Here is a 25,376-nt window from a genome sequence, read left to right as displayed (position 1 = left end):
AAAACTTTAAACTACCAAATATGGTGAAGAGCCTTATTAAGAAAAGCAGCAAGCGCCCGTTCAGCGAAGCAACTACCTTAGTAGACTTCCTATAACGGCTTCTTTGAATAGACGACATGCTGCTTTGCGACGAGCTGAACATAAGCTTCTTTGAAAAAGCTGTGGCGCTGGAGCCAGACAATTAAAAAAGCAGCAAGAGAGCTGCTTTTTTAATTTAAATTATTTAGACTTTTGTCCGATCAATAAGGCTAATACGCCCGTTCAGGATTTCTCCAGGGCTTTTTAGCTGAAAGCAGTTAGAGACACTTGAAAAGTCTAAGGTCATTTTCTCATCAAAAAAAACACTTCTTGATTTCTGAATATAAAGAGGAACCCCGTTCGTTTGAATCTCTACTTCATCATTATCCAAATCCCTCTCCAGGGAAAGAACTGCTACACCATTGACGGCACAGCCACATCCGTCGATATCATAAAGCAGCTTTAAATAACCGCCATTTTGCGTTTTTTCTTGTATTTTTCGAGCTGCCGCCTCGGTTATATTTATTTCCACTTCTCTTATCCCCTTTCCTTGCTCCAGTATCTTAACACAGGCCGGGGAAATTTTATTTCTATTTGCTTTTTCCACCTATTCCCTTTAACATTTAAAAGAGATAACTAAGAATTAGGGGTGCCGAGATGTCAAAAGTACAAATAAAGGTAAACGACAATGGTTCACTTCGTGTTTCTGGAGAAGTAGAACTTCTTGACGGCGAAGGCAATGTAATTCAAACAAAACCTGCTTTTTCCCTTTGCCGTTGTGGGCTTTCTAAAAACAAGCCATTTTGCGATGGTTCCCACAAAGGTGTTTTCCAATCAGAAGTACGTGTACAAAAAGAGGACGAATAACTCAAAATGTTTTTTTAGGCAGTTCTCCCTGGGGAACTGCCTTTTCTTTTTTTTCGTTTATCTCCAGACTGGTGTCCCTCATAGCCTTAATCGTGCAGCCGGACATCAGCAATATTCTTCATCGGAATCCGATGGACCTCTCCAAAATTATCGACTATATGAAGGTTCTGCGACAGTTCATCCCAATAGTGAATTTTTCCGAGCACAAGTTCATAATTTTGGCCTCTATAATGAGTAATAGCAACAGTCTGGTTAAATTCCATGGCTTCCCCAAGTACTTCGCTCATTAATTCAAGCTGCTGCTCATCCAATTCTTTTGGCTGTTCATACGTGTCCTCTTTTACCCATTCCCTCAGCATCTTTACATGCTCAGGAAGCATCATCGATGTCCATTTAATTCTTCCTCGGTCCCGGATCATCCTGTATCCCCCATTTCTGCATTACATTTTATGCCCGCCAACAAGCTGCGCCCGCTGTTTTGCCGTTCCGGCAGAGGTATAGGAAACGGCCCGCAAGAGAGATCCTGATCCAAATCTGTTGCGGATTCTATCCACTACATAACCCAGGTCCCTTCTTTGATCCCCTCGCGGATCAAACAAACTAAGCTGGATTTCACTGTCATCGACAATATTGCCGAGTGAAATGGAAATCTGCCTAACGGTTTTTCCGGAGTAATTTTCATGAAATAATTCAAGGCAAATGCGATATAAATCCATGGTGACGTTTGTTGGCTGAGCAACCGTCCGCGATCGGAGGAACCCTCCGCCAAATTCATCCTGGCTATAGCCAATGCCCAAACTCACTGTGCGCCCGGCTTTACGATGGGAGCGGGTTCTTCGGGCCACCTCCTCACACATTTCAAGAATAACGTTTTGAATTTCCTTGGCCTCTTTGTAATCTCTTAATAAAATCTGGCTTTTTCCGAAGCTGATCTGCCCCTCAATAATCGGAGCGCCCATATCGGAAAGGTCAATTCCCCAAGCATGGTAATAAAGCTGATTGCCCATAATCCCGAACTTTTTCTCCAACTTTTCCAAATCGTAACGTGCCAGCTGGCCAACAGTGAAAATCCCCATTCCGTTCAGTGTTTTTTCAACACGTCTTCCAATTCCCCACATTTCCCTCAGCGGTGAAACACTCCACAGCTTTTCCGGAACCTCTTCATATGTCCATTCCGCAATGCCATGTTTCTTTGCCTCTAGGTCAAGGCAAAGCTTAGCCATCAGCATATTCGGCCCTATTCCTACTGCGCACGGCAATTGAAATTCGCGTTCAATATCATCCTTTATTTTCCTCGCAATAGTCCACACATCACCCCAAAGATGAAGAACTCCATCCACCTTGATAAAGCTTTCATCGACACTGTATGTGTGAATAGCTTCCTTAGGAACATACCGGTTAAAAACACGGGATATTTCGGTTGAAATCCTCAAATAAGTTCCCATCTTCGGTTCAACAATTTTAATTCGGGGATCATTTGGGATTTCAAAGAGCCGCGAGCCCGTTTTAATTCCAAATTCTTTTTTCATCCGGGGAGAAGCAGCCAAAACGACACTTCCCTGCCTTTCATGGTTTCCAACAACAGCGAGATAACAGGTTAAAGGATCAAGTCCCTCCATAACAGCGGAACAGCTTGCGTAAAAGCTCTTCATGTCCACACATAAAATCTTGTTTTTCGGAAATTTGCTGTAATCAACCATTTTCCTTTCCCCCAGCCTGCTAAATAAGTAACGAACATCCGTTCTGTATCATTCTACCCATTATCTTAAGCGAATATGCGTTCTGTTTCAATGGAAATTTTTCCGAGAAAAGCAGAAGCGCCCGTTCAGCGAAGCTACTACCTGAGTAAAACTTCCTGAAAAACCTACTCTGAATAGACCACATGCAGCTTTGCGACGAGCGAACATTAGCTTCTTTGAATAAGCTATGGCGCGGGGCGCTGGAGCTAGACAATAAAAAAAGATAAAAATTAATTTGGCTTCTTTACCATGGTGGATATTGGCGAAAAAAGAGGTATAATCGGGTTGAGGTGCGCCTAATGGAGAAAAAATTCATTTTAAAAATGATTAAAAATTGCTTTAAACAATATTATGCCGAGGCAGAAACACTGCCTCTTAACGAAGAGGATTATGAAGAACTTTACAAACGAATTCTAATAGTGATGGACGAGCATCCGGATGCAGAGCTATATGAAATCGTAAATGATTCGGTTTATGAATTTATAACGGGGTGAAAACGAAAGCGGAGTGGCCCGGTTAGTGAAGCAACTGCCTGAGTAAACTTCCTGAAAATCCTTCTCAGAATAGACAACTTGCAGCTTTGTGACGAGCTGAACATTAGCTTCTGTGAATAAGCTATGGCGCAGGAGCACTTCGAAAGGTTCCATATTGACTTATCGATGGGAGGTGTGGGATGGACACTAGGCACCGGAGCTAGACATCAAAAAAGAACGTCTGCCTAAGGTTTAGGCAGACGTTCTTTTTCATCCAGTAAGATCAGTAGAAGAAATACTAAAATACTTTTTCTTATCGGGGAGATTAATACAAATGGAAAGAGTAACAGAGAGAATTACTGCGATAAGTGAAAAAATAATGGAGACTGGCTGGAGAGTAAAAATATCTGCCAGGAAACCAAGAATAAGTGTGAAGATAATTTGAATAATGGCCTGCAAAAGATTTGTGACACTCATAAACCGCCCCATAAGCCTGCCAGGTACCTGATTTTGCAGGAAGGTTGCAAACCCAGCATTGGCGAAGGATGCAAAAAATCCTAAAATAATAAACGCTGCCCCTGCAAAGAAAAAATGGGAAGAACTATAGAACAGCAAATAACCAATCATATTAAAGAATAACCCGATTCCAATATATGATTTTAATGACAGGCGGGAAGCTAGCGCAGTACATGCAACCGAGCCTGTAAGGTAGCCAACTCCGGCCATGCTGCAAAGTATTCCGTAACTTCTGTCTGATAGATTGATTACTTTTTTTATAAAGGTTACCTCCTGTGAATCGAGAGCAAATCCGAACAGAACGGCTGCCTGAAATAGGATATAAATTAGCATAAAATAACCTGCACCTTTTGCAAATCGGCTAATTTCTACCCAATCCCCCGCAAGAAGGGAAAAATTCATTTTTTGTTTGTGGCTAGGACTAGTATCAAGACCAGGCAAGAAATAAATGGCTAATGCACAAAGAAAAAAGGATAGGGCGTTTAAATAAATAGCCGTATCAATGTTTGTATAAAGGATTAAAATTCCAGAAAGGCCGGGACCAATTAAAATAGCGCCAGAATTTGCAAAACTGAATAAAGAGTTGAATTTTTGTCTTTTTTCAGCAGGCACCAATTTAGTTATATAAGCAGCAGAGGCCGGACCAAAAAAGGCAGTACCGAGGTTAATAGCAAACAAGACAGCATAAACCGCCCAAACGGATGTTAAAAAAGGAATGACTGCTACAAGCACCCCTCTTATACAGTCCATTATTATCATAAGCTTCCGCTTATCAGTCCGGTCAATAATACCTCCGGACCAGCTATTAGTAAACAGCATTGCAATTGGCCTAATGATAAACAGACCCGCTACCGCAGCAGCAGAACCAGTCATTTTAACAACCAATAGATTAATCGCCACTAAATAAATCCAGCTTCCTAAATTTGAGACCCCAATCCCTGCTACCAAGAGAAAGTGGTATTTTCTGTCATTCAAAGGTTCTCCTCCTCTCCCCTTTCGTATTATTCTATAGTTAACAGTAGAAACCCTTTAATAATTACAAATGACGATTCAATATCTTAATTAAAAAGAGAGGTTCAGAATGAATATTTTTGGTGAAAAGCTTGAGGGTGTTACATACAATCATTTTAGAGGATGGAAAGGCTGCAGCAGTCAAAACTTCAACGGGCTATTTTCTCCCTAGGGGAGGAATTGAAAGAGATGAAAGTCATGAGCAATGCTAAGAAAGAGAGTGTTTGGAGGAAATCGGGTTTAAAATAAATATTATGGGCTTTGTAGGAAGAGCCAAGAAATATTTTTATTCGACGACAAGGTTCGAATATATGGTAAGTGACGGTTATTTTTATTTGGCAGAATTAATCGGGGAACAACAAAAGCCAACGGAAGAGGACCATGAACTCGTTTGGATTAAGCGGGATGAGGTAAAAGAATTGCTTTTCCTCGAACATCAGGCATGGGCAGTTGAAAAAGCATTCGAAGTGAATTTTAAATTTTAAAAAATAAGAGCAGGGTTACCCCGGCTCTTATTTTTTATCGAATGCCCTCTTGCCAATCCGCTCGAACATGCGCGGAAAAAGGGCGAATACAATGCTGCCCATGTTCATCCAGCGCGGAAGATTAATCTCCCTGGTCGGGGTAAGCATCGCATCAACAACCTTCAGAGCAACATATTCCGGCTGAAGCATGTACCTCTGAACATTTTTTACATATGTACCCTTCTCATCGGCAATCTCAAAAAAGTTTGTTGCTATGGGACCTGGATTTACCGCTGTTACAAATACATGAAAGTCTGAAACTTCCATTCTAAGACTGTTTGTATAACCAAGAACAGCATGCTTGGTAGCAGAGTAAACACTCGATTTTGGTGTGGCAATTTTGCCGGCCTGCGAAGCTATATTGATAATATGCCCGCTGCGGCGTTCCCTCATTTCCGGAAGCACCATTTTCGTACAGGCCATCAGTCCAACTACATTGACGTTAAACATATTTTTAATTTCTTCCACCACAGCTTCATGCGCTTCACGAAAAATCCCAAATCCATCCGAAACTTTACTTCTGATTTTTGAGTTTTGTGTGTTTCTTCCTTCAAACTGATTTTTGATTCCAGAACAGCAAATATAACCCATTACTTTTAATTTTTGTGAATATATTCCAATAATTCTAGTTTCTCCAGTCTAATACGGTATAATAAATTAATGGCAAATTCAACTTAGAGATTTGAAAAAACTATTGTCTAAAAATAATAATGGAGATAAGAAAAATGAACGTAAGACAATTTTTAAAATGTAATGTATGTGAATCAATTATTTTCGTTCGTACTCAATTGGGATGGCTTGAAGAATATCCTATACGTGTACATTGTGGTAATTGTGGGATACTTATTTCAGGAAAAGCATATCAGGATCCATTTAATGGGCGTTTTAAAATTACTTTCGATAATTCAACAAATGTTCCAGAAACTAACCCAGATTATTATATTGAAGCTTCCGGAGAATTACTTACTGAAAAGTTGCAACATGCTAATTTTGATAATAAATATTTGTACAGTTTACCGCCTTTCTTTAATGCATTATTTTCCATGGGTGATGAAAATTATGATACTTTTAAACAAAATACCATTGGATTTTTAAGCAAAATTAAAAGTGATTGGCCTAGAGTGAGAAGAATATTTGAATTATTTTTAACAGGTAAGAAAGAATACTTGAAAAAAGAAGTAAATAAACACTTGCCAGTTAAGCAATTCCCAATGAATAATGAATTAGAATATGTTAGAGGAGTTCATCACCAATACTTATTTTTTTTAAGACCAATAATAAATGAGAACTTTTTTAAATCAATTACAAAGTTTATATGGAATGAAATTAATGAAATTTCAAAAGTGGAAGGAAAAAAGCTATTTGAATTAGCAAAGGAATTTGGGGATAATGGCTTACTTCAACGATATAATGAAAAGATTTTTTCATTATTAACTCAATTCGTAGATAATTTCCAATACATGTTACCTGTTTTTGGTATTCAATACTTACAAAAAAACGAATATAAAAATACTAAGGGTATTACTACTGCATCATTTGAGGACTTAAAACAATTTTACGTAGATTGCTTTGAGGTAGCTGGAGAATTAATTGTTCTCTTAATTTCCTATAACAATCTCAAATATAGAAAAGATTTCAAGTTAATGAAAAAGAAAAGAAAAGATGTACAGTTGCTTGAAAATTATCTAAAACTAAGCAAGGGTGCCAGGGTCGAATTCTTAGATGGAGAAGAAAATTTTGATAAACTTATAATTCCAACTATAGATAGTTCCATTAGAAACGCTATTGGTCACAATACATATAAGTATGATGGTGCAAAACAGGAACTTACTTATTATCCAAAAGGTAAAGAGACCACTTCAGATGCAAAAACTATATCTCTAGTAGATTTCATAGAAAAGTGTTGGAATTTATTCCAATCGATAAATGCTATGGCTGAGTTAGTATATCAAACACAAAAAATATATTTTGTTGGAAAAGGTAATAAACCTATAAACCCGAATATTTTTGAAGTTAAGTTAAAGAAAAAAAAGATTGGAAGAAATGATCCCTGTTACTGTTCGAGTGGTAAAAAATATAAAAAGTGTTGCGGAAACAATCAATAGCTTTTATGAAAAATTACAATATTTAACAAAAATGTTCATTTGCCACAACCAAGCTCCAAACTATGCTGAACAATAGGATAAAATGTGGTAAAAGGCGAAATCCTCAAATGGATGCCGCCTTTTCTTTACTTAAAATAAGTTAACAAAAGTTTTTTTCAATATTAAAACGTTTTGAGCAAATTATCGATTTCTTCATCAATAATTTTTTGTATCGGTTTCACCTTGCTATAAATCACTTCAATTTTACAGCTATTCAATCTGTCTATAGTCCTAGCCAAAATGTTACCTTCCCTGGTAAGTTTATAAAACTCATCAAAATTATATTTATTAAGCCTTTCCAAGGAAACCGTATTGTACATTATATATATAATTATACTTTTTTCTACCATTATCCTAATACTTGGCTCTTCAATAAAAGTATCTTTTAATAATAAAAAATATCTAAATGTTATATCATTTCGGATATAGGGAGTAAAGCCTAAAAATGATGTAATAAGTAAAAGATCTATAATTTGAGCAACATATGAAAATGTTGCTACATTAATAATTTGAAGATTTGTCAATCCCCTAAACTGAGGAAACTCTACTTTGTATTTCTCGCACCTTTCTTCCAAAGTTAATTTATTATCAAATTTATCAACAAAAACTAAATTATCTAATATAATCTGATCGAGTTCTTTTTCAATATCGGATAATGAAGTAAAGCTCTTAAAAAACTCTGCAGAGTTTTTTACTTCTTTTTTAAAAATTGTAGAAATAAACCTCCAATAAAAGGTTTCTATTAATTCCTGATTATCAGGGTTATATTTATTAACTATTTCTTTAGCAGGGAGTATATGAATTGCATTGGAATAATTTTTTGTAACTTCTAGAGTATCCAAGTAGGCTCTTTTAAAAACGTTTAAAATAGATTCATCTTTAAAGTTTTCACTTGACACTCTAAAAAATCCCTCTAACTTTAATAAAGGATCATCTACAACATGGTACTCTCCAAAAAGATTAAAGAAAAAATGTTCATTGTCTTTAACATCTAAATATATTGCTCCAGAAAGCAATAGGCTTTCTTTAGATTTAGCCCAATGCTCTAATTCAAATTCAATTAAGGGTAACCTTTTATACCAAAATAATTTTACTTCATCAATTATTGATAATAAATTAGACAATTCTATTTCGTTTATATTTTCAATTTGAGGTAGAAATTTGGTTAATAATTGACTATATTCTATTTGAATATTAATTAAAGCCTCATTGTTATAACCCATAAGTTAATTCCTTATATTTTAATTTATACCATTTTGGAAATTCATACACACTAGACAACAATTCAATGTGCTTTTTAAAAATTTTATCTATATCATAAATAACGCTTGGAAATTTTTGGTCAAAACCTAAATCTGCTACCGTGTGATATTTATGTAACGGGTTATCGCATACCAATTGGGAGCTTTCTCTTACAGCTCCCCAAAATCCATGAGCATAGTTAGTAGTATATTCATAAAAAATTTCGTATAATTCCCTTTCTCCAACTTCCTCAAATTTTCTTTTTATATTTTGTTGATCAAAAAAACGCACATCAATATTCATAAACTCTTCCCACATTGGCTCATTCACAATTACATCTACTATAGGAACCGTTATAAAACTTTCTTCACTCAGCTCGCTCTCACGCAATCTAAGTAAAATATGTTTATATTTCCCTATGCCGTATAATTGATAACTCTTAAATATACTTTCATTATTCTTCTCTTTAAGAATGAGATACTTCATCATTATGAAAACCTCAAGAATTGTTCTAAATGCGTGCCGCCCTAATATGCCATTTTTTAGACCACTTGATATAACTTCATTGTATATTTTAAGCATATACCCAGTAGACCCAATAAGCACATTGAATTTAGGGTCCTCGATTGATTTCTCTTTATTTAATAAAATAATATTTTCAAATGCTTTTTGAGTATCCTTCAAAAAATAATCGTCATTATTTTCTATATGTTGAGCGATATATTTTGGTGAACAATCAGTCATTAAACCAACCTCCCTCCAAAAATTATTAATAAATTTAGTGTCAGGATCTTCTAGATCAATAAGTTCAATACTTCTTATTGATGGCCTATAAAAACTCATTTTTTCATCTTTATGGTCTGTTTTACTATAATTTTTAAGAGATTCAATTGTCATTTCAACTTTCTCTGAAACATGTACCCTCCCTTTGAAAAGAGGTAGACAAATGGATAAATATCTTAAATCTGTTGCAGAATCTGATTGTTGACTATAAAACTTCTTTACAGTTTCTTTTAAAACTAAAATTCTATTTTCTACTGTTTGTTTATTAATATAAAAAAAACGGTTAAAAGTTTCATTCTCCTCCCTTCGATAAACTATTGTTAGCGGGGATAGTATTACTGGATCAATAATTGAACTAATTATTTCATAAATTTTTTCCTGATTTACTATTGATAATTTTAGAAAAAGTGAAAGTTTCGGTTGGACAATATCCAAATTCATATTTGAAATTTGATAGAGGATATTCTCTCCTCTTTTTAATCCTTCTTCTCTTCCATAATAGTTTAAAATTAAGCCCAGCCATAGATATTCTGGTAGTCTTTCTTTAGTCCAGGAGTTTAATTTCAGTGTTTGTCCAAATGCATTGTTAATAGGAGATTCAATTATCCCTTTAGTATATTTATGATCTGATAAATTACTTAAATTTTTCTCAACCATATTCTTTCTCCTATCGCCTAAATTGGTATTTTACAAATTTTACATTTAAATTATTTAATCCTACATTAACAAATATTCTTAAAATTGTTAATTATTTTTTAACGACTTTGGCGGAATCTAATCATTGTGATGAAATTTGTTTATTTTTGTAGAAAAATTTTCACATTTGCCTATTTTTTCTATTTTTGACTAGTTCATAATTAAAATCAAAAGGAGTGATGAGATGAGTAGATTGCTATTAATGGAGGTTGCTATGAAAGAAGAAATACCTGAGTTATATGAGATTTATTTTGGGGGTTCTGTACCAATTTATTATGATGAAAAAGTTCCTTTTATTGTAGTGGGTACTTCATCAAAAATGAGTAAAAATGCTGCCGTGGAATTTATTAGAGGATGCGAAAACTTTAAAGAATATCACAAAGAGTTATTCGGAATAGAAGTTAAATCTTTTGTTACTGATGAAAAGAACTTTAAAAACATTAAGAATTGGTGGAATTACTTTCATCCCAATGGTATTTACGGATGAAAAAGTTTCGAAGGGGAATATAGCTTTCCCTTTGGATATTAAAGAAAGAGTGAAAACTGGAATATATTGAATAACATCCTATTTATTAATAAATTACTTGTTGTCCATTTAATGATTGTGTATTTAGTACCTTCACATTCCTATAGGGCCACCTTTTTAATATTAAATTTTTCCATAAAAAGGTATAATTTAGATATTATTTTTTATAAGAGGTGCACGGGATGAACAAGGAGTATTTTGCGAAATTTTTCGAAGAACCCAGTCGCGAAGGTTTAAGAGAGATATTAAAGAATCAATCAGGTGAGCATAATGAGTTGGATTTTAAACAACAATGGCCATCCTCAGGTAAATTAGCAAAGCATATTTTAGCCTTTGCTAATTATGGTGGTGGTTGCCTAATAGTCGGTGTGAGTGAGGAAAACGGAGTTCTAGAGTCTGTCGGAATGATAGAATTCAAGAAAAAAGAAGATATTTTTAATGAAATTGATAAATTTCTACCAAAAGATTTAAATCAAGAATTGTCAATTCTTGATTTTGAATATAAAGATTCAGAATATCCCACTATTAAGAATAAGAAATTTCAGGTTTTAGTTGTAAATGATTTACCTCAAAAAATTCCTTTTGTTTCTCCAAAAGACGGTGAAGGTATAAAAAAAGACCGTATATATACACGTAGAGGCATACAGACTGTTGAAGCATCTTATGAAGAAATACAGCAAATTATTAACAGAAGAATTGATACTGGTTATTCATCCACGACTGAAATGGAGTTAGAGACTCATTTAGGACAATTAAAAACGTTATATAACGAAATAAAACAATATAATTACTACTACAAAGGAGGGGCATTAACTAACTTTGGTAGTACAATTGCCGAATCACTTTACGGTGCACAGATTAAGAAAAAAAATCCACACTACCCTGATGAAAATTATGAACAATTCATCTCTAGAGTCATCGCAAAGAAAAAAAAGAGAATTGAAATGGATCTTGATGTAATAGGAATAGATTAAAGAGCAACCAAAGGTTGCTCTTTATTTATAAGGTATTATTTTCTTCAATCTATCGAGTCTAAAACAAATTTAAGATAATCACAAAAACTACTTGTAGGAAAATATTGTTTTGCCCATCTTGTTGCCCGGGGGTTATTACTTAAAACCTCGCCAATTATCATGTTATGATCGTCGCTTGTAACTTTTGAAATTTCATCCCCTAATAATCTAGCTATATAAAAACGATTGTGGCTATACCCCATCTTCAATATACTTTCAAAAGCATTCTCATATAAATCTATATTCTGCTGTATTCTTGGTACAATATTATGAAAAACAAAATTTGCGATTGTATCGGTAAAACTATATGAGTGGCCGCCTTGAATTAAAGTTAGAAAATTTTCTACAACCTCATAAAATTCTTCCAGATAGCTATTGTACATTTTTTCAATGCCAGCTTCATCCATATTCATGAAGTGCTCTGTATAAAGAGTATAATCAGTATTATACTTATTTAGTAAAGTAATAATCTCCCAAAGAGAAGTTAAATCACCTGTATCATTATATTTATTATAAAAAATATTAAATTGGTGCGTTGATGTTTTTAAAGCCAAATTAATTCCCAAGGCCATATTTATTCTATCTCTCATTTCTTGTATTGAAGCAAACCTTCTATACTTATTAGAATGAGTTGCCTTCCGAATAATTAATTTAAGCTTTGAGGAAGCAATCTTGTCATAGTCAATTGAAACAGGCAAATCATAAGTAATAAGTTCATATAAAATTTTTCCAAGTGAAAAGATATCTGCCCTTTCATCTACTTCTTTAGAATCAGAATATTGTTCAGGAGCTGCAAATACATCCGATCCTAAAGCAATATGTGTTTTTGTTAATTGAGTGTTACCATTCAAAAACTTTCCTAATCCAAAATCCGAGATTTTAAGTACTTCTTCTCTCAATTCATTATAAACTAGAATATTTTCAGGTTTTAAATCCCGGTGTATAATCCCTGCTTTATGTGCATATTCCACCCCATCTAATATTTGGTTAAAATAAAATACAGCTGTTTCATCATCCATCCTACCTATATTATTTAACCTGAATTGAGACATAAGATCCCTTAAGTTTTTTTCTGCTAAAGGCATTGTATAATATGCAAAACCTCTTCCATCGTCTCCAGGCAGGGAATCATCCAACTCAAAATTAATAATAGGAACAATATTTTTATGCTTAAGTTGAGAATGGATTCTTATCTCTCTTTGAAACCTCTCCAGTGTTTGATGGTCAAGTTGTTCTGGCTTTAATATTTTAATAGCTGATAAGTCTTCATCCTCATCACTAAAAATATCTCGGCATTTATACACTCTTCCAAAACCTCCTTCCCCAACTTCACCTTTAAGATGATATAAATGCGGCTCAGTTCTCGACACATTTCTCCCTCATTCCGCTTTTTTATACAAATTATAACATTTTTGTTTTTGTTTTGGTTAAATATGCTAAAATAGTAAATTGAAGAAATAAGAGTGGAGGTTAGTATCATGGATACGATAAAGAACTTTTTAGGTGATTTTTATAAAGGAATGACTCTTGCCATTATTATTCTATTAATGATATCTGTATTTACAGATCAAAATGTAGTCGTTAATAATATATTAGCGATTGCTGCAATAATAACATTTCCTTTATCCTTTGCTGACTTTTGTTCCTCTGCGTCAGATTTTGCTAAGGCTAAGGAACAACCTAAAGAAAAGATATTTTTTTATTCTTTATTTTGGATAGGTATAGCAACTACTTTAGGCATTTTTATAAAATTAATAATCCTTTTAACTCAGCAGGGCTGGGAAAGGCCCTTTTATCAAGATTATGGTATTCCTATTGCATATGTAGGAAGTCTTTCGGGCGCCCTGTTTTTTTATACTTTAGCTATAAAGAGAGAAATTGAAATAGTAGAAAATAAAGGTAAAGGGAAATTAATGAACCTTACAAATATATTAATAGTTATAGCTGTTACTTTTATTGTAGTTTGGAATGTGAAGCAATAATACTACTTATGATATAAAAAATAGCCCTATAATTTAGGGCTATTTTTTATATCATCTTGCTAAATTTCATACTTCACTTGACTTTTATATTATCAATAAATTACACCTGAAACTTAACCTTATAGTTTATTTTTATGAGAAATTATTTTTTGTTCAATATACCTCCAGTTATCCTTTCGGCTATACCCGGAAAGAGGTTATATAGAGTGCTCCCCAAGTTCATCCATTTAGGTAAATTCAATTCACGTTTTGGTTTAAGCATCAAGTCCACTATTTTTTCGGCAACTTCATCTGACTTTAGCATGAATTTTTTTATGTTTTTAACATAATTACCTGATTTATCAGCATTATTGAAGAAATTTGTTTCAATCGGGCCAGGGTTAACTGAAGAAACAAATATATTTGTTTCTTCAAGCTCCATCCTTAAACTATTTGTAAAGCCAAGAACAGCATGTTTTGATGCGGAGTAACCACTTGATTTTGGTGTAGCTAATTTGCCTGCTTGAGATGCAATATTAATGATGTGCCCAGTATCCCTTTCAAGCATAGAAGAAAGTATCTCCTTTGTACAGGCCATTAAACCAAGTACATTTACTTCAAACATCCGTTGAATATCCTCAAAATTAGCTTCCTGAAATGAATCAAAGACCCCAAAACCAGCATTATTTAGAAGAATATCTACATGGTCTACTTCTTGAAGGAGTTGTCTAAAAACTACTTTCACCTCTTCGAAATCACCAACATCAAGTGGGTAAAATATACAACTCACATCAAATTGTTGATTAATTTTTTCACACACATCATTCAACTTATCACTAGAGCGAGCTAATAATATTGGTCTTGCACCCATTTCTGCTACTTTAAATGCAATTTTTTCACCTATTCCTGATGAAGCACCTGTTATTACAATATTTTTGCCTACCAAATTTTTCATATTCCACCTCGTTTAAATCAGCCTCATAATTACAAACAATTAATACTAAAAGTTCATTTTTAAATTACTAGTCTTCTTTTACACCTTGGCTTTAGGAAAGATTCTATTTTTTCTACAGTTTTAAAAATCCTATAATAATTTTCACACAAATAAAAATCATTCACAATAATTTAAGCAATCATTTCTCCCCCGATAGCCTTCAGAACTTACAGAAATGCCTTTAATACGCTCTTGATCTTTTTAATCTCACATTAGCCTTCCAAATGGTTAGAAACTCAAATACAAAGCTTTAGAGCATTTATAACACATTAAAAAGCACACCAAATTACTTTTTCGGTGCGCCAAATATCAAAAAACACTTTAAATATCCATTCTGACCCCAAAGTTTCTTAACCACTCTTTTCTTCGCTCATAATCACATAAAACAGACGCAAGTAAATCCCAAAAGTTTTGCGAATGGTTTTTAAATAACATATGGCACATTTCGTGAACAACAATATAATCAAGTACTGGAGAAGGAGCCATAACACAGCGCCAGTTAAACAAAAGTTCATCTTTTGAGGTGCAACTTGCCCACCGTTTCTGCTGCTCTTTTACCTTAATTGACGAAGGTTTCTTTTTAAAATAATGTTGATAATAATTGATTCTTTCCGTTACCTTTTGTACCATTTCTCAAATGCTTGTCTTATCAAATCTTCATCTTTTTCCGCACTTGTAACGAGGAACTTTCCTTGAAATAATTTGACAATTGGTTGCTTAACTTCTTTATCAATTAGAAATTGGAGGGAATAGTTACGACCTAAATACATAAATGATTCACCATTAACCATTTCTCTTTCAATTTTTTTATATTCCATCTCCTTTAAAAGATATAATCTCTGAACAATCCACCCTGCCTTGTTCTTAACCTTTTGAAGAATAATTGCTTCTGGTGTGTTGGTCGGAGCCACAACACTTACATTATGAGGAGGCTCAACGCTTATTTCCATTGTCTTTCTTTTTCGATATTCGATTGAAAACTCAATGGTTTTCGTTCCATAAATAATGGAATGCTTCATCTATCTCATCCTCTTAATCTCTTGTTGCAAAATGTTTTTTCGCAAGATGGAGTAGTGGTGTTATTAGTTGCTTCCGTACATCCATTTTAATTTGTTTAAAATATTTTGAAGTTAGCATCATAAAGATTGAACGTTCGATATCGGCAGTTTTAGTAGGGTTAGTTGTCCAATCGATTACCCAAGTATTTGCCACAATATCAGCAACATTTTGTGCAATATCCTTTGAAAGATCAAGGATATCTTGACTAATGTATACTTCTGATGCTTCTTTTGCTTTTGATCCTGCTGCTTCATCCGGTTCTAATAAATGTTTCTTTATTATTTCAAAAAAGGCATATTCCTTATTTGTTAGTCCTAATGCTTCAGCTTCTTCTGTTTCACCCATTTTTACGTCATTATTTATGAATTCTTCTAATTGCTTTTTCCGTTCAGTCCAATCGTTCTTCGTTTCGTCAAGAATTTGCTGTAGTTTTTCTAAAAGACTAGTATAATACACAGGATTATCACTCATCTTAACGTTAATCACATGTTTAGCAGCATGTTCCATACTAGATGCAATGGCTTCGTCTGATTTTAAAGTTTCTAGCTTCTTTTTATAGTCCTTGTCAAATAAAGTAATAGGCTTTATCCATTGCTCCACTCCGTAAGAAGTAAGATGATCGTTAATAATCTGACGTACCTTTTCACCACAATCAGAGATATCTAATTCTGTATCGGGTTCAAAACGTGCTTTTGCAGCTGCACGGATGTATGAGAGCCAACGTAAATCATTTGTGTTATCAGTCGATACATGACCGGGCATTAATTGCTCCATTGTACCAGCAAATTGCTTATAAGAGAGTTCAAATTCAGCGCGTTTATCCTCGGGTTCCAACTTTTTTACCAATGCATCTAAGTTAGTTTTATCAATCCCTTGGAACCTACTCCTTCCCCTTGTAATGTATTAGCAATGCGATAAGCATCTGATTTCCCTTTTTCAGTTAGCCCTCTTGTTCTTTCGTTTTCTCCCGTCTTTGGTGAGTCTCCATGCCTCACCATGTAAATGTATGTATTCATAAATTCCCCTCTACTTAATTAACTTATGACGTACGAATTATGAAATGGATACTTTTGTAATTATTATACGAAATATTCCATCTGTTAAAATAAAAATGCCTTTTCCTTCTTTCAACATGCCCGGTTAGTGACACATTAAAAAAGACTATTGGGCAGCCCCGCCTTGTTCAACTAACTAAAGCACCCAATAGTTTAAGTGAATACCTTCACAAAGTTATTATTTTTCCAATTCGGGGTACCGTCAGGAAAACGCGGATTTACAACGCTAAGCCTATTTTCCTGACGATTCTCCCGTTTTTAACAACGTTAAGAAAGTTTCAGTGGTCTTAAAGAATCTAATAAGATCACTTTCTCCGAATTAAAATGGTATTCTCCTAGCAAATTAATATGTTCCCAGCCTAAAGGTGACATATGGTGCAATAAGTCTTCATTAAAACTACCTGTCCGCTTTTGATATTCAACTGCTTTTGTTAGATGTAGAGTATTCCAGATACTGATGGCATTTATAATTATATCTAAAGCACTAGCTCTTTGAAGCTGATGCTGTATGGTTCGTTCCCTAAGCTCTCCTTGTTTTCCGAAGAAAATAGCTCTTGCCAGTCCATTCATGGCTTCTCCTTTATTCAATCCTCTTTGTATTTTTCTTCTTAGAGATTCATCCGAAATGTAATTAAGAATAAAAATCGTTTTTTCTATTCTCCCCATTTCGCGTAAGGCTGTAGCTAAGCTGTTTTGTCTAGAGTAAGAACCTAATTTCCCCATAATAAGGGATGCCGAGACTGTTCCTTCTCTTATTGAATGGGCTAATCGCAAAATATCCTCATAATTTTCTTCAATGACTTTTGTATTTATTTGTCCACGTAAAATAGCTTCAAGTTTTGGATACTCACTTGCTTTATCTATTGTAAATAATTTTGAGTCCGATAGATCCCTTATTCTTGGAGCAAATTTAAATCCTAATAAATGGGTCAATCCGAAAATTTGGTCTGTATAACCAGCTGTGTCTGTATAATGTTCTTCTATGTTTAGATCCGTCTCATGGTGTAATAAACCATCCAATACATGAATGGCATCCCTTGAATTAGTATGAATAATCTTTGTGTAGTAAGAAGAGAATTGATCACTCGTAAATCGATAGATAGTGGCTCCTTTTCCGGTTCCGTAATGTGGGTTTGCATCTGCATGTAGAGATGAAACCCCTAACTGCATTCTCATTCCATCTGACGAAGATGTTGTGCCGTCTCCCCAATAGGAAGACAATTGTAATTTGTGATGAAAATTTACTAATACAGCTTGGGCTTTATTCATTGCGTCTTCATACATGCGCCATTGAGACACATTGGCTAGTTGCTTATATGTCAGTCCGGGTGTTGCTTCAGCCATCTTACTCAATCCAATATTCAGTCCCATTCCTAAAAGGGCAGCCATGATAATGGTCGTTTCTTCTTTATCTGGCTTTCGATTATTGGAAGCATGAGTGAATTGCTCATGAAATCCTGTTAAATAAGCAATATCCATGAGTAAATCGGTTAATTTTATTCTTGGGAGCATCTGATAAAGACTTGCACTAAATTTCTTTGCTTCTTCTGGAACATCTTTTTCTAAGCGTGAAATTGATAACTTTCCTTTTTCAAGAGAAACTCCATCTAATTTGTTGGAATTTGCAGATAACCACTTTAATCTTTCATTAAGGCTGCTGTTTCTCTCTGTCATATATTCTTCGAATGATAAACTAACTGATAACCTCGTATTTCCCTTCGTTTGATTCCATGTATCCTCTGAAAACAAATATTCCTCAAAATCTCTATATTGTCTACTGCCCACAATGGATACATCACCAGCCCGAACATGTTCCCTTAGTTCTGTTAAGACGGCCATTTCATAATAATGACGATTGATTGTACCGTCATCCTCATATAAGTGTTTTTTCCAACGCTTTGAGATAAAGTCCACAGGTGAGTCGTCAGGTACTTTTCGCTTTCCAGATTCGTTCATTCCTCGGATAATCTCTACAGCTTGTATAAGTGATTCATTTGCCTTTGTAGAATGAAAGTCCAATACCCTTAATAGCGTTGGCGTATATTTTCTAAGTGAATAAAATCGTTTTTGCAGTAAGTCTAAATAATCATAGTCGGCAGGACGTGCAAGCTCCTGAGCTTCTTCCACCGAAGAGACAAAAGAATTCCATTCAATAACGGATTCTAAAACCTCAAATATGTCTAATTTTTCCTCTTTTGCTTTGATTAAAGCTTGTCCGATGTTCGTAAAGTGTATAACCTTTTCATTCAGCTTTTTACCGTTTTGTTTCTGAATTTCTTCTTGAGCCTTACGGCCTTTTGATAACAGACTGAGTATTTGTCTGTCATGAATTTCAAAAGCTTTATCCGTTAACTCCTGAGTAAGATTGTATAAATAGACGGTTAATATCGAATATCGTTTATTTTCTTGAAAGTCACGGCATAAGGCTCATATCTTGAACCTAAGCGAGATAGCTGTAACAGACGATTGCGATGCAAATGACTAATTTGTACTGTTTCTAATTCCATATCTCGTATGTATTCGAGTCGTTCTATTACTTTTAGAAATGTTTCGGGTGAAGGATGACCCGGTGGTTCTTTTAACCAACCTAATATCGTTTTATTAGATTCGGATGGATGCTGCGAAGTAATGATTTCTTCAAGCTTTTCTTTTTGCTCATTTGTCAGAGATTGACTAACCGTATTAAATAGCTTCTTTTCAGCCATTGCCCTTGCCTCCCACACCATTCTCTCAAGTGTAGTGATAGCAGGCAGTATGATTTTGTTTATTCTTAGAAAATTTATGCATTCATGTAGTAGATGAATGGCATCACCATTTTCCAAAGCTAATTGATGAAGATGCTTAAATATCATTCGATATTCTTTTAGAGTAAAAGTTACAAAGTCGTATTCACTTCGAATTTCTTTCAAATGATCCCAAAGTGTATTTTCTCTTTGAGGATAAAGACTAAGCGAAGATGGACTGGAACCGATTTGTTTCGATATATAATGTATGAATGAATCCGGGATGCTTTTGATATGAGTGTATGGCCAACCGGGATACCGAAGAACGGCTAATTGAACGGCGAACCCTAAACGGTTTTCTTCTCTCCTTCGTTTATTTATAATTTCTAAATCTCGTTTGGAAAAAGTGTAGTAGGTTCCTAGCACCCACTCATCTTCAGGAATTTGCATAAGGGCCTGCCGCTGTTCTGGTGTAAGCAATTCTCTACCTCTCGCAATTTTCATACAGTATCATCTCATTTCTGTAATTATTCAGTTAATTAGTTCAATTATATATCAATAGAGTGTACTCTATTGATACAAGTGTAGGAGACTGATAAAATCATAGTTAAGAGCGTCTCATAAGACTTGTCTCAAAAATGAGGTGATATTTTGCGGAAAATCGGTTATATACGTGTCAGTTCAACTAGCCAGAATCCTTCAAGGCAATTTCAGCAACTGAACGAAATCGGAATGGATATTATTTTTGAAGAAAAAGTTTCCGGAGCAACAAAAGATCGTGAGCAACTTCAAAAAATGTTAGAGGATATACAAGAAGGTGACATCATTTATGTTACGGACTTAACTCGGATTACTCGTAGTACACAAGATTTATTTGAATTAATCGATAACATACGGAGTAAAAAGGCAAATTTAAAATCCTTAAAAGATACATGGCTAGATTTATCAGAAGATAATCCCTACAGCCAATTCTTAATTACGGTTATGGCGGGTGTAAACCAATTAGAACGTGATCTTATCCGTATGCGGCAGCGTGAAGGAATTGAACTGGCTAAGAAAGAAGGAAAGTTTAAAGGTCGGTTAAAGAAGTACCATAAAAATCATGCAGGAATGAATTATGCAGTAAAGCTTTATAAAGAGGGAGATATGACTGTAAATCAAATTTGTGAAATTACAAATGTGTCTAGGGCCTCATTATATAGAAAGCTATCGGAAAGGAACAGTTGATGAGTTATACCAAAAATCGGAAATATATAATAGAAAATAAATTTCATATAGAGGTGGAATTATATGCCTAAAATTGACAATATGTTAGCAATTCTATGGATGCTTCGTTCAGGTGAAAAAATTACTGCAAAACAAATTTCAGAAAAGTTAGAGATGAATATAAGGACTGTGTATCGTTATATTGATACAATTTCAACAAGTGGCGTACCTATAATTTCAGAACCAGGACATAACGGTGGATACACTTTATTGAACAATTTTATTGAGGCTCCTCTTTTTTTTGATTTTGAGGAGCAAACTTCACTATTTCACGCTGCTGTTTTTGCAGAAGAAGCCGGATATTATGGAGGTGAAGCACTAAATAGGGCCATTTCAAAACTAAGTAAATACTCAAATCAAGAGCAGGAAACAAAGATAAACCAACATTTAACTAGTCTTGAAGTAATAAGTCGATTAAGTTCACTCTCTATGGAACCTTTTTTGAAGGAGTTGGAGCAGGCCGTAGCTGACGGGTACTCAGTAAAAATTCTTTACCATAAAAGTGGCGAAAAGCAATTAAATTATAGATTGGTCGATCCGTACAGAATTATCTATTGGAATAATAAGTGGTATGTGATTGGATTTTGTCATCTTAGGAATGATATCCGTAGTTTTAGAGTAGATCGAATTGAAAGTCTAATGCTAACCGAAAATAAGTTTAACCGGCCAGAAAATTTTTCAGCACGTGACTTTTTTATAAAAAGTCTTCTTCCAACTATAGAAGATAAGGAAGGGATTATTTCTTTGGTTATTAATGGGGATAAAAGTGTATTGGCTGATATTTGCCAACATTGGTTTTTAGGACATTATTTACAAGAACGGACTTCAAATCAAGCAGTTTTTCTTCTTGAAAAAGATATGATACATACATATGTACCTTATTTACTTTTACCGTACAATAAATCTATTAAAGTTATTGAGCCAATAAGTCTTAAGAAAAGACTTATTGAAGTTCTGTCGGAATTAATAAAATTTCATCAAGTATGATAACTTCCCTGACGTTAACTGTCAGGGAAGTTATATTATAATAGCTATATCAATTGTGATTGGAGTGTTATTGGATGCAAACAAAAAAAGTTTTTCTATATGTATTTAATACAATGTCGGACTGGGAATATGGATATTTAATTGCTGAACTAAACTCAGGAAGATATTTCAAAAAAGATTTAGCACCTTTAAAAGTAATTACAGTAGGAGCTAATAAAGAAATGATTACTACTATGGGAGGACTGAGCATAAAACCAGATATTTCCCTTGATGAATGTACTCTTGAGAGTAAAGATCTTTTAATTTTACCAGGAGGGACTACTTGGAGTGAAGAAATTCATCAACCTATCTTGGAAAGAGTTGGCCAAGCTTTAAAGCTTGGCACTATTGTTGCTGCAATTTGTGGTGCAACTGAGGGCCTCGCGAATATGGGATACTTAGATACTAGAAAGCATACAAGTAATAACTTAGAATATACTAAAATGGTATGTCCTAACTATAAAGGAGAAAAGTTCTATGAGTTGGGATCTGCGGTATCTGATGCGAATTTAGTTACTGCATCAGGAATAGCTCCTCTGGAATTTGCAATGGAGGTACTGAAAAAAATAGATGTATTTACACCAGATGCATTACATTCATGGTATAACCTAAATAAGACTCATAAACCTGAATACTTCTTCCAGTTAATGAATTCAATAAATAAATGAAGTAACTGAAAAGCTCAATTTCTCTATTTTGATTTGTAGAGAAGTTGGGATTTTTAATTTGGAATTTCCTTATCGTTGTAAATCCGCATTTTCCTGACGCTACCCCAATTCATTTATTACAGGAATGCTGCCCCGTTGGTAGAGTAAATTCTTCCAAAAAACACATTTACCTTTGTTGGAACAACTCCGTATTATCATAATTAAAAAGGCATCTATTTAATGACAGATAGAACTTAATTCATTCTTTATTTAATAAAACACTGAGGTAGGAATTACTGTCGCAAAAGGTTTCGTTTGAAATTAAATCATTCGAAATCACATAGGTTCCAAATAAATCTCCCTTTTTTATTTCAAAGTAATGCGTCTTTGGCATAATAGGACTTGTTTTCCTCTTTACATTATCTCTAATGATTTCTACCCATTTATTACTTTGTTGGTCTTTGTCTTCCTGGTTCACATTCGTTGCCCATATCGTTTTATCTCTTTTAATTATGATGAAAATATCTTTTTTGTGAATTACGCTAGGATTTATATGTGCCATAATAGGGTCGGCGTATACGGCAGTAAAACCACCAATGCATTCTACTTTTTGTTGGCTTATGAATTTCTTAATCATACGAAATCCTCCTAAAACTTTAAAAGTTTAATTTTTAATACTCTGAACCACTACTTAATGAATACTTGTTTTACGACTTTTATCTATTGAAGGTTTCAGTTTTTATGAAACTTCTTCTACAAACCTGCCCCTTTAGCAACAAAAGAAAAAGGCTTTCCTATCTAATTAAGGAAAGCATCCGTTATTTCAATTAAAAACCTGCATATATAACAGAATTTATATTTAAACCTTATTTAAATTTCAACTCATGTTTTTCTACATAAATGAATTGACCTTTAGTATTAAAATATATTTACTTGGAAATGACTTCGCCATTATCATTAAAAGTCCATTTATCTAAATCTTGGTCAAAAATAATTTGGTCAAAGTCCTCATCAAGAACTTTAAATACCAATAAGGCAACTTTACTCCCTTGGTCAATAATAGTTTCAGTTACACTTTGGCTACTTGTGAATTCATAGTCAAATCCTTTGACTCCCACTAATACCCCTGCCATTTTAACATATTTGATTGTACCAAATTCATAACGACCAGTAGTTGGAGAATTCGGGTCTCTTGGGAGACTATTGAATATAGGTTTTAAAACAGTTTGTAGATTTTCTTGAGGTTTCCCTGCTTGATCATAAAAGAATGTTTCTCTTGTACTTGTGTTTTGAGTTGTATTAATTTCTTCATTAGCATTAGCATGAAATTTTTCTATTTCCTGTTCATTAGCTGCAACCCAAGTTAATGTAGGTTGGTTCATAAAGGTAATCGTCCCTTTTAAATGTATAGCTTTTATTCTACCTTCCCAGTCCTCTTCTTTAAAACCTCTAAGTATAGCTAATTTTATTCCTTCGTCTTCTGCAAAGGTTCTGGCACCTCTTGTATATCCTTCAGTCGTAACAACAAAAGCTTCATTAGGGTTAATTTGGTGAATGGCACCAAAGAAATCCCTTACTATACTTATCCCAACTTTTGAATCATAGTCTTTACATTCAATTAAGATTCGTTTAGATACATTTGAGCCTGGGCTTTGAACTGTAACATCTATTTGATGTCCTGTTTTCTTACCATCTCCACGAAGAGTTAAATCATGAATAACAACATCATTCTGGTTTAGTATTTTAAATACTACTGCTGCAAGTTTTTCATACTTTGTACCTTGCTTTAATTTTTCCTCTGCAATATTTTCGTTATAAATAGTGTCCATTTCTTTACTCATTCTAACTCACCTTTTTACCTTATTATACCATTAATTACAAGTATAAGGATGGCTGAAATAAATGAATTACATAAAGTGAAGTCAAATACTTAAAACTATTTATCGCTTTTATGGTAGACACCTTATTAAGCTAAACTGCCCCTTTAGCAGAACAACAAAAAAAGACTTTACTCCAATTGAAGTAAGGCCCCTGTTAGCCTTAAGAACAATTCTTCACAATCTACTTATACATAAAGTAGCTATTATTCTCGATGCTAATTTATTGCCGTATGTCCAACGCTGTTTGGAAATGGCAGCTAAATCTTTAACATTTGAACCTGTTTGTGAAAGTTAAAGTTAACCCAATAAGTCATCAATCATTAAAAATTTTTAACACAAAGTACATATTCTATTAATATTTTTACTTTAAAATAAATTTTAGTGGGGATAGCATGAGTGGCTATCACTGTATTTGGCGTAGGCGGAGCCAAATACTTGCGCAAATCGAATGTAGGGTAATCTACATTCCTGATTGCCAAGCAATTATAATAAAAGTAGTCCATAGAATTGTTGCCGAAATTAATATTATATTTATAGTGACCAATAAAATATGTAACTTATATTTGTTTAAAGACATACAAACAATTGAAGATAAGGAAAAACAGTAAGACAAAATCGCACCTACCCAGAATCCAATCCAAGTAAATGATCCACCAGGTCCCCAATAAGCCATCCCCTGAAACATCATACTAAAAGTCACACCAATAATTGCTAAAACCAAAGTTGTAATTTCCCATTTATTAATATTATCCATTATGTATCACCCTTTGTTTGAAAAGTGTAATTTTACACTAATTATAACAAAGGTTTCCAACTGATGCTATAATATTCCTTCACTTGTTAAACTTACCTGCCACTTTAGTGAAACAACAAAAAAGCTTTACTTCTCTTAAAGTAAAGCCCCCTTTAGCCATCCATGCAGCGGGAAAGATTTTCGCAGCTCCACAAAGAATGAAAATATACTGAACTGTCTATACTGTTTCTGAATCCAATCAACCAATTTATATTTTGTTACAATTGTGGCCCTCACCACTTTTTTAAAAGGAATGAGACGGGTTTTCTTTAGTAATGTCTTTTTTCAGAGTTAAAGAATTTTATTTTCATGGTAGTTTAAGTGAAAACCTTCACAAATGCTTCTATAAAGAAAACTTGGAAATCCAAGTTTAGTTACTCCTTATTTACTGCCATAAATATTTGTTATTTCCATGCGGAC

At 34.1% G+C, this 25,376-nt stretch carries 22 protein-coding genes and 4 pseudogenes; 10 read left to right on the top strand and 16 right to left on the bottom strand.

The features are described 5' to 3' along the window. Positions 1–223: 223 nt before the first annotated feature. Complete coding sequence (locus G8761_RS00130; RefSeq protein ID WP_166022455.1) at positions 224–550, bottom strand: iron-sulfur cluster biosynthesis family protein; 327 nt, start codon at positions 548–550, stop codon at positions 224–226. A 125-nt stretch (positions 551–675) separates the two neighbouring features. Here G8761_RS00130 and G8761_RS00125 point away from each other — a divergent pair, with 125 nt between their 5' ends. Further along, the gene (locus tag G8761_RS00125; protein WP_166022452.1) at positions 676–885 is read left to right on the top strand and encodes a CDGSH iron-sulfur domain-containing protein; all 210 of its coding nucleotides are present in this window, start codon (positions 676–678) and stop codon (positions 883–885) included. Between the two features lie 86 nt (positions 886–971). Here G8761_RS00125 and G8761_RS00120 read toward each other — a convergent pair whose 3' ends face one another. Both G8761_RS00120 and G8761_RS00115 read right to left on the bottom strand, forming a co-directional pair. Continuing rightward, positions 972–1,304: a YolD-like family protein gene (locus G8761_RS00120; protein ID WP_166022450.1), complete on the bottom strand. Its 333-nt coding sequence runs from the start codon at positions 1,302–1,304 to the stop codon at positions 972–974. 21 nt (positions 1,305–1,325) lie between these two features. After that, positions 1,326–2,585 carry a Y-family DNA polymerase gene (locus G8761_RS00115; protein WP_166022448.1) on the bottom strand — a complete coding sequence of 420 codons (1,260 nt, stop codon included), beginning with the start codon at positions 2,583–2,585 and terminating at the stop codon, positions 1,326–1,328. Positions 2,586–2,923: 338 nt separating this feature from the next. On the opposite strand from G8761_RS00115, the gene G8761_RS00110 reads away from it, so the two are divergent. Then, positions 2,924–3,118, top strand: a complete 195-nt coding sequence (locus tag G8761_RS00110) for a YqzH family protein (RefSeq protein WP_166022446.1) — start codon at positions 2,924–2,926, stop codon at positions 3,116–3,118. A 249-nt stretch (positions 3,119–3,367) separates the two neighbouring features. Here the strand turns inward: G8761_RS00110 and G8761_RS00105 are convergent, their stop codons facing one another. Beyond that, positions 3,368–4,588 carry an MFS transporter gene (locus G8761_RS00105; RefSeq protein ID WP_166022444.1) on the bottom strand — a complete coding sequence of 407 codons (1,221 nt, stop codon included), beginning with the start codon at positions 4,586–4,588 and terminating at the stop codon, positions 3,368–3,370. A 260-nt stretch (positions 4,589–4,848) separates the two neighbouring features. Here G8761_RS00105 and G8761_RS00100 point away from each other — a divergent pair, with 260 nt between their 5' ends. Beyond that, positions 4,849–5,109 carry an NUDIX hydrolase gene (locus tag G8761_RS00100; RefSeq protein ID WP_166022442.1) on the top strand — a complete coding sequence of 87 codons (261 nt, stop codon included), beginning with the start codon at positions 4,849–4,851 and terminating at the stop codon, positions 5,107–5,109. Between the two features lie 27 nt (positions 5,110–5,136). On the opposite strand, the pseudogene G8761_RS00095 reads toward G8761_RS00100, so the two are convergent. Further along, a pseudogene (locus G8761_RS00095) lies at positions 5,137–5,652 on the bottom strand (SDR family NAD(P)-dependent oxidoreductase); the annotation flags it as partial. A 221-nt stretch (positions 5,653–5,873) separates the two neighbouring features. Here G8761_RS00095 and G8761_RS26900 point away from each other — a divergent pair. Next, positions 5,874–7,253, top strand: a complete 1,380-nt coding sequence (locus G8761_RS26900) for a YecA family protein (RefSeq protein WP_166022440.1) — start codon at positions 5,874–5,876, stop codon at positions 7,251–7,253. Positions 7,254–7,414: 161 nt separating this feature from the next. Here the strand turns inward: G8761_RS26900 and G8761_RS00085 are convergent, their stop codons facing one another. Both G8761_RS00085 and G8761_RS00080 read right to left on the bottom strand, forming a co-directional pair. Next, a complete protein-coding gene (locus tag G8761_RS00085; RefSeq protein ID WP_166022438.1) occupies positions 7,415–8,515 on the bottom strand; it encodes a hypothetical protein in 1,101 nt (366 codons plus the stop codon). Continuing rightward, the gene (locus tag G8761_RS00080) at positions 8,505–9,974 is read right to left on the bottom strand and encodes a DUF5677 domain-containing protein (RefSeq protein ID WP_166022436.1); all 1,470 of its coding nucleotides are present in this window, start codon (positions 9,972–9,974) and stop codon (positions 8,505–8,507) included. The genes G8761_RS00085 and G8761_RS00080 overlap by 11 nt, the downstream gene beginning before the upstream one ends. Before the next feature lie 223 nt (positions 9,975–10,197). Between G8761_RS00080 and G8761_RS00075 the strand changes: the two genes are divergently transcribed. Both G8761_RS00075 and G8761_RS00070 read left to right on the top strand, forming a co-directional pair. Beyond that, positions 10,198–10,500, top strand: a complete 303-nt coding sequence (locus G8761_RS00075; protein ID WP_166022434.1) for a hypothetical protein — start codon at positions 10,198–10,200, stop codon at positions 10,498–10,500. A gap of 221 nt (positions 10,501–10,721) precedes the next feature. Then, positions 10,722–11,513, top strand: a complete 792-nt coding sequence (locus tag G8761_RS00070; RefSeq protein WP_166022432.1) for an AlbA family DNA-binding domain-containing protein — start codon at positions 10,722–10,724, stop codon at positions 11,511–11,513. A 44-nt stretch (positions 11,514–11,557) separates the two neighbouring features. On the opposite strand, the gene G8761_RS00065 is transcribed toward G8761_RS00070, so the two are convergent. Further along, on the bottom strand, positions 11,558–12,922 hold the full coding sequence (locus tag G8761_RS00065; RefSeq protein ID WP_166022430.1) for a protein kinase domain-containing protein: 1,365 nt from the start codon (positions 12,920–12,922) through the stop codon (positions 11,558–11,560). Between the two features lie 108 nt (positions 12,923–13,030). Here G8761_RS00065 and G8761_RS00060 point away from each other — a divergent pair, with 108 nt between their 5' ends. Next, the gene (locus tag G8761_RS00060; protein ID WP_166022429.1) at positions 13,031–13,534 is read left to right on the top strand and encodes a hypothetical protein; all 504 of its coding nucleotides are present in this window, start codon (positions 13,031–13,033) and stop codon (positions 13,532–13,534) included. A 142-nt stretch (positions 13,535–13,676) separates the two neighbouring features. On the opposite strand, the gene G8761_RS00055 is transcribed toward G8761_RS00060, so the two are convergent. The 5 genes and pseudogenes from G8761_RS00055 to G8761_RS00035 form a co-directional block, all read right to left on the bottom strand. Next, on the bottom strand, positions 13,677–14,468 hold the full coding sequence (locus G8761_RS00055; RefSeq protein WP_166022427.1) for an SDR family NAD(P)-dependent oxidoreductase: 792 nt from the start codon (positions 14,466–14,468) through the stop codon (positions 13,677–13,679). 360 nt (positions 14,469–14,828) lie between these two features. Further along, positions 14,829–15,457, bottom strand: a pseudogene (locus tag G8761_RS27995) (M48 family metallopeptidase). Between the two features lie 82 nt (positions 15,458–15,539). Then, positions 15,540–16,400: a type I restriction enzyme endonuclease domain-containing protein gene (locus G8761_RS00045; RefSeq protein ID WP_207789034.1), complete on the bottom strand. Its 861-nt coding sequence runs from the start codon at positions 16,398–16,400 to the stop codon at positions 15,540–15,542. A 47-nt stretch (positions 16,401–16,447) separates the two neighbouring features. Continuing rightward, a pseudogene (locus G8761_RS00040) lies at positions 16,448–16,582 on the bottom strand (histidine phosphatase family protein); the annotation flags it as partial. A gap of 306 nt (positions 16,583–16,888) precedes the next feature. Next, positions 16,889–19,848 (bottom strand): annotated as a pseudogene (locus G8761_RS00035) (Tn3 family transposase). A 147-nt stretch (positions 19,849–19,995) separates the two neighbouring features. Between G8761_RS00035 and G8761_RS00030 the strand changes: the two are divergent. The 3 genes from G8761_RS00030 (at position 19,996) to G8761_RS00020 (ending at position 22,304) form a co-directional block, all read left to right on the top strand. Next, entirely contained in the window at positions 19,996–20,571 is a 576-nt protein-coding gene (locus G8761_RS00030) for a recombinase family protein (RefSeq protein WP_033728358.1), read from the top strand. A 63-nt stretch (positions 20,572–20,634) separates the two neighbouring features. Continuing rightward, entirely contained in the window at positions 20,635–21,597 is a 963-nt protein-coding gene (locus G8761_RS00025; RefSeq protein WP_047155544.1) for a helix-turn-helix transcriptional regulator, read from the top strand. A gap of 74 nt (positions 21,598–21,671) precedes the next feature. Further along, a complete protein-coding gene (locus tag G8761_RS00020; RefSeq protein WP_047155545.1) occupies positions 21,672–22,304 on the top strand; it encodes a type 1 glutamine amidotransferase family protein in 633 nt (210 codons plus the stop codon). A 238-nt stretch (positions 22,305–22,542) separates the two neighbouring features. Here the strand turns inward: G8761_RS00020 and G8761_RS00015 are convergent, their stop codons facing one another. The 3 genes from G8761_RS00015 to G8761_RS00005 form a co-directional block, all read right to left on the bottom strand. Next, complete coding sequence (locus tag G8761_RS00015; RefSeq protein ID WP_166022425.1) at positions 22,543–22,920, bottom strand: hypothetical protein; 378 nt, start codon at positions 22,918–22,920, stop codon at positions 22,543–22,545. 292 nt (positions 22,921–23,212) lie between these two features. Then, positions 23,213–24,124: a restriction endonuclease gene (locus G8761_RS00010; protein ID WP_166022423.1), complete on the bottom strand. Its 912-nt coding sequence runs from the start codon at positions 24,122–24,124 to the stop codon at positions 23,213–23,215. Between the two features lie 499 nt (positions 24,125–24,623). Continuing rightward, a complete protein-coding gene (locus G8761_RS00005) occupies positions 24,624–24,917 on the bottom strand; it encodes a hypothetical protein (protein ID WP_166022421.1) in 294 nt (97 codons plus the stop codon). Positions 24,918–25,376: the final 459 nt, after the last annotated feature.

Origin of the sequence: Neobacillus terrae (assembly GCF_011393025.1) — a bacterium.
GTDB lineage: Bacteria > Bacillota > Bacilli > Bacillales > Cytobacillaceae > Neobacillus_A > Neobacillus_A terrae.
This window is presented reverse-complemented; position numbering and strand designations above follow the sequence as displayed.

What these genes read in the sequence shown, in the direction of transcription:
- G8761_RS00070 (WP_166022432.1), top strand. Translation starts at nt 10,722, where the DNA reads ATGAACAAGGAGTATTTTGCGAAATTTTTCGAAGAACCCAGTCGCGAA.
- G8761_RS00060 (WP_166022429.1), top strand. Translation starts at nt 13,031, where the DNA reads ATGGATACGATAAAGAACTTTTTAGGTGATTTTTATAAAGGAATGACT.
- G8761_RS26900 (WP_166022440.1), top strand. Translation starts at nt 5,874, where the DNA reads ATGAACGTAAGACAATTTTTAAAATGTAATGTATGTGAATCAATTATT.
- G8761_RS00085 (WP_166022438.1), bottom strand. Translation starts at nt 8,515, where the DNA reads ATGGGTTATAACAATGAGGCTTTAATTAATATTCAAATAGAATATAGT.
- G8761_RS00075 (WP_166022434.1), top strand. Translation starts at nt 10,198, where the DNA reads ATGAGTAGATTGCTATTAATGGAGGTTGCTATGAAAGAAGAAATACCT.
- G8761_RS00110 (WP_166022446.1), top strand. Translation starts at nt 2,924, where the DNA reads ATGGAGAAAAAATTCATTTTAAAAATGATTAAAAATTGCTTTAAACAA.
- G8761_RS00005 (WP_166022421.1), bottom strand. Translation starts at nt 24,917, where the DNA reads ATGGATAATATTAATAAATGGGAAATTACAACTTTGGTTTTAGCAATT.
- G8761_RS00120 (WP_166022450.1), bottom strand. Translation starts at nt 1,304, where the DNA reads ATGATCCGGGACCGAGGAAGAATTAAATGGACATCGATGATGCTTCCT.
- G8761_RS00015 (WP_166022425.1), bottom strand. Translation starts at nt 22,920, where the DNA reads ATGATTAAGAAATTCATAAGCCAACAAAAAGTAGAATGCATTGGTGGT.
- G8761_RS00125 (WP_166022452.1), top strand. Translation starts at nt 676, where the DNA reads ATGTCAAAAGTACAAATAAAGGTAAACGACAATGGTTCACTTCGTGTT.
- G8761_RS00080 (WP_166022436.1), bottom strand. Translation starts at nt 9,974, where the DNA reads ATGGTTGAGAAAAATTTAAGTAATTTATCAGATCATAAATATACTAAA.
- G8761_RS00020 (WP_047155545.1), top strand. Translation starts at nt 21,672, where the DNA reads ATGCAAACAAAAAAAGTTTTTCTATATGTATTTAATACAATGTCGGAC.
- G8761_RS00055 (WP_166022427.1), bottom strand. Translation starts at nt 14,468, where the DNA reads ATGAAAAATTTGGTAGGCAAAAATATTGTAATAACAGGTGCTTCATCA.
- G8761_RS00115 (WP_166022448.1), bottom strand. Translation starts at nt 2,585, where the DNA reads ATGGTTGATTACAGCAAATTTCCGAAAAACAAGATTTTATGTGTGGAC.
- G8761_RS00010 (WP_166022423.1), bottom strand. Translation starts at nt 24,124, where the DNA reads ATGAGTAAAGAAATGGACACTATTTATAACGAAAATATTGCAGAGGAA.
- G8761_RS00025 (WP_047155544.1), top strand. Translation starts at nt 20,635, where the DNA reads ATGCCTAAAATTGACAATATGTTAGCAATTCTATGGATGCTTCGTTCA.